The sequence below is a fragment of the Streptomyces sp. NPDC001851 genome (assembly GCF_040297165.1).
GTDB lineage: Bacteria > Actinomycetota > Actinomycetes > Streptomycetales > Streptomycetaceae > Streptomyces.
On sequence record NZ_JBEOYR010000075.1, the window covers coordinates 1 to 1,493 of the forward strand.

1 protein-coding gene is annotated in these 1,493 nt (G+C 68.4%); it reads right to left on the reverse strand.

All coding sequences use genetic code 11. From position 1 onward, the window contains the following. Positions 1 to 23: 23 nt before the first annotated feature. A complete protein-coding gene (locus ABT171_RS41550; RefSeq protein ID WP_351252136.1) occupies positions 24 to 1,226 on the reverse strand; it encodes an IS110 family RNA-guided transposase in 1,203 nt (400 codons plus the stop codon). Positions 1,227 to 1,493 lie beyond the last annotated feature (267 nt).

A 1,493-nucleotide genomic window follows, 5' to 3' on the forward strand; every position in this document is an offset into this window, starting at 1 on the left:
GGGGGGTGCCTCTATGTCTTTCGTCAAGCGAGGCGTGGGGTTCTGGGTTCGTAGAAAGTGCCGTCGCGGAGGATCGCGAACAGCACGTTGATCCGTTGGCGGGCCAGGCGGAGAAGTGCCTGGGTGTGGGTCTTCCCGCGGGCCCGGCATTTGTCGTAGTAGATGCGGGAGGCGGGATCGTGCAGCGCGGCGAACGCTGACAGGAACATCGCGCGTTTCAGTTGCCGGTTGCCGCCTCGTGGCGCGTGTTCGCCGTGGATCGAGGTCCCCGATGACTTGGTCGTCGGGGCGAGGCCGGCGTAGGAGGCCAGGTGGGCAGCGGTGGGGAAGCTGGTGCCGTCGCCGACGGTGATCAGCAAGGTGGCGGCGGTCCTGACCGCGACCCCCGGAATCGAGGTCAGGACCGCGGAAAGAGGGTGAGCCTCCAGCAGCTGTCCGATCTGCGCTTCCAGGGCTCGTCGCTGTTCGTGGACGGCCGCGAGCGAACGGGCCAGGGACGGGATCACCAGGTCGAGGGTGCCGGTGCCCGGGACCACGACGGTCTGCTCGTCGAGTGCATCGAACACCTCGTCGATCAGCCGCTGGGCCATGCGCGGAGCCTTGGGCCGGATCATCTCAACCAGCTTGCGGCGTCCGGCTTTCCGCAGGGCGGCTGGGGATCCGTAGCGTTCCAGCAGCCAGGTCACGGCGGGGTGGTCCAGGCGCGGGCCCAGGACGCGCTCCAGGCTGGGGTGGAACTGGGTGAGCAGGCCGCGTATCCGGTTCGAGGTGCGAGTCGCCTCGGCCGCGAGATCCTGGTCGAAGCCCACCAGCACGGTCAGCTCGGCGGTGATCTCGTCGGTCAATTCCAACGAGCGCAGGGTGTGCGGCATGGTCCGTGCGGCGTCCGCGATCACCGCGGCGTCCTTCGCGTCGGTCTTCGCCTCGCCCGGGTAGAGATCGGCGATCCGCCGCATGGACAAGCCGGGCAGGTAGGCGACCTTGCAGCCGGCGGCCCGGGCGACCGTCAGGGGCAGGGCTCCGATCGAGGCGGGCTGATCCACGATCACCAGCACAGTGCCGAACTTCGCGGCCAGCTTGTCGAAGACGGCCCGCAGCTTTGGCTCGCTGTTGGGCAGCTGCTTGTCGAAGACCTTCTTCCCGGCCGGGGTCAGCCCGTGCCCGTGATGGGCGCTCTTGCCGACGTCCAGGCCGAGGAAGACGCCCACGTCGTCGATGTCGTCCAACCGATCCTCCTGAACGGGGCTCATGCGGTGCTGGCCAGGGCGTTGGCGTCGTATGCGCGCATCCACGTTATGCAGACCTGCCGCCCGCAAACGGTCAGGCATTGCGCCAGGCCAGGCGGTAGTCGGACCTCTCATCAGCGTCTCCAACGGCGCCTCCCAGGCCCGGTGACACCACCCCCCGGGTCATCCGTTCGACAGGGGGGAACAGTCATGCCGGGCCCGGAGGCCAGCGGTCCTCTTACAGGACCGCGGAAAACATAACGGGGG